A 2,375-nucleotide genomic window follows, 5' to 3' on the forward strand; every position below is an offset into this window, starting at 1 on the left:
CGCACGGAGCGCCAGAACTGTTCACGAGAACGGATTTCAGGTGGGGTGGCGGCGGAGGACGACGGATTCCTGGCCGGCGGTTTCCTGGTGGAACAGGACGTCGGTGTCGGGGCGAGTGAACGCGGTGCGCAGCTCACCCGACGGTGCGTGGAAGGCGCCGGGGTGGTCGGCTCCGGTCCGTGACAGCACGGTCACGACGGCCAGTCCGCCCGGGCGGAGTCGTTCGACGAACGAATCGTAGAGGTCCACCGCTCGGAAACGCTGGCAGACGATGACGTCGAACGTTCCGAGGTCGGTCGGAATCCCGAGATCGAGGTCGACCACCCGGGCCTCGACTCGCGACCTCACCCCGGCGGCATCGGCAGTTCGCGCCGTCAGATCGATCGCGACGGGTGACGCGTCCAGAGCGACCACCTCGAGCCCACGGGCGGCCAGCCACGCAGTCTGCGCGCCGGCGCCGCACGCGACGTCGAGCGCGCGACCGGCCACCGGGACCAGATCGAGCAGCGTCGCCTTACGGGTCCGATCCGTCTCGGAACGGTCGGCCGCGACCAGCGCGTCGGGCGGCGAAGGTTCGGCGAGCTCGGCGTCGGCGTAGCGCGCGTCCCAGCGGCTGGCGTCGTCGGCCGACATCAGTGCGCTCGGTGCAGTGGGAGCGTGCAGCAGCGGAAACTCCCACCGGTCTTCGGCGGTTCCGAGTACGGCACCTCGATCACATCGATGCCGCGCGCCCGCATCTCCTCGTTGATCCGAACGGAGGTCGGCTGCGAGATCACCGTCGACGGGTCGATCGACAACACGTTCGTCCCCAGTACTCGTTGCTCGTCCTGGGTGACCTCGATCCACTCGTAGGTGTCGCGAACCGTGGCGGGAACCTCGCGCATCCCGCCCGGGTAGATCAACGCGTACCCGTCACCGACGGGAAGGAACGAACAGTCGAGATGCAGCACGTCTTCCCCGTGGTCGAGCCCTCGGAGGGTGATCGGCACGATCTCGTAGTCGGGAACCAACTGCATCAGCCACGCGGCTCCGGCCAGGTTCGTGCGTTGACCGATCCCGACGAAGACCTTCCCGCGGTCGACGATCACGTCGCCCCCCTCGATCACCAGGTCCTCGGGTCCGAACAGGACCTTGACGTGTTCGGGGAAGTGTTCGAACAGGTGCGCATAGCCACGCCACTCGTGGCGCCGACTGCGTGCCGCCATCGTCGTGACGACGAACGTGTCGCCGATCACGACGCCGATGTCTCGCGTCATCATCTGGTCCGGGATGTAGGGGAGCGGGTGCGGCTGATGCACCTCGATGTCGCGGCTCGTCAACTCCTCGATGAACCCGTTGAGTTGCTCGGTCACGGCCGCTGCGGTCGGAGCGTCCGGGCCGTCGTAGAACCTGCGCTGCGTCTCGTTGATGATCTCCGGATCGACCTGCAGGAAGTTGTCGGGGTAGCCCACGATGACCGATCGGAGCGGGGCGGTTTCGGAGTCGACGAACACTTCCACCTCCGCAGCGTATGCATGCGCGGAGCCCCCCGACGTGGGATCATCGTGCACCGTGACTGAGATCGACATCGCCACCCAGACCTCGACCGCATGGTTGTCCGACGACGACCTCGAAATGGTGCGCGCCAACGTCCCGATCGTCTACGTCGACGCCGTTCCCGTCCGGGTGGATTCGCTCGGCAACGTGATCGAGGTCGGGATGCTCCTGCGAGTCGCCGCCGACGGGACGATCAGCCGAATGGTCGTGACCGGCAGGGTGATGTTCAACGAGCGAGTGCGCGAAGCGCTGATGCGCCACTGCGAGAAGGATCTCGGCCCGCTCGCGTTTCCGCGGGTCCCGGCGAACCCCACGCCGTTCACGGTCGTCGAGTACTTCCCCGATCCCGACCGTTCGGGCTTCTACGATCCGCGTCATCACGCCGTGTCACTGGCCTACGTCGTACCGGTCGAAGGGGAGTGCGAGCCGACGCAGGAGGCTCTCGACCTCACGTGGTTCACACCCGAGGAGGCGGTCGGTCGGGAGGTACGCGAGTCGATGACGAGCGGGCACGATCGGCTGATCCGCTTGGCGCTCGCGCACGTCGGAAAGTTGCCCTGAGGACGACCGACATCCCACGGCGCAACGCTTCCGTGGCGTAGAGTGTGCATCGGGATGCCCGAAGGAGACACCATTCACCGTTCGGCGAGCGCCCTCAGAACGGCGCTCGGTGGCAAGGCGATGATCCGTTTCGACGCTCCCCGCCTCATCGGCCCCGTTCCGCAGGCCGGACGCGTCATCGAGAAGGTCGAGTCGCACGGCAAGCATCTCGAGATCGAGTGGGACAACGGGATGGTCCTGCACACCCACATGCGCATGTCGGGTTCGTGGCATCTGTA

4 protein-coding genes are annotated in these 2,375 nt (G+C 66.7%); 2 read left to right on the top strand and 2 right to left on the bottom strand.

What is annotated here, in order from left to right:
- Positions 1 to 36: 36 nt before the first annotated feature.
- The gene (locus tag ON45_RS20205; protein WP_040496528.1) at positions 37 to 633 is read right to left on the bottom strand and encodes a class I SAM-dependent methyltransferase; all 597 of its coding nucleotides are present in this window, start codon (positions 631 to 633) and stop codon (positions 37 to 39) included.
- Positions 633 to 1,499 carry a dimethylarginine dimethylaminohydrolase family protein gene (locus tag ON45_RS20210; protein ID WP_158412553.1) on the bottom strand — a complete coding sequence of 289 codons (867 nt, stop codon included), beginning with the start codon at positions 1,497 to 1,499 and terminating at the stop codon, positions 633 to 635. Before ON45_RS20210 ends, ON45_RS20205 begins: the two co-directional genes overlap by 1 nt.
- A 61-nt stretch (positions 1,500 to 1,560) precedes the next feature.
- Between ON45_RS20210 and ON45_RS20215 the strand changes: the two genes are divergently transcribed.
- Both ON45_RS20215 and ON45_RS20220 read left to right on the top strand, forming a co-directional pair.
- Positions 1,561 to 2,097, top strand: coding sequence for a DUF4916 domain-containing protein (locus tag ON45_RS20215; RefSeq protein ID WP_206537753.1), 537 nt, complete (start codon positions 1,561 to 1,563; stop codon positions 2,095 to 2,097).
- 54 nt (positions 2,098 to 2,151) lie between these two features.
- Positions 2,152 to 2,375 (top strand): DNA-formamidopyrimidine glycosylase family protein (locus tag ON45_RS20220; protein WP_206537752.1); only part of this gene is annotated, 224 nt, incomplete at its 3' end.

The sequence above is a fragment of the Ilumatobacter nonamiensis YM16-303 genome, assembly GCF_000350145.1.
Classification (GTDB): domain Bacteria; phylum Actinomycetota; class Acidimicrobiia; order Acidimicrobiales; family Ilumatobacteraceae; genus Ilumatobacter_A; species Ilumatobacter_A nonamiensis.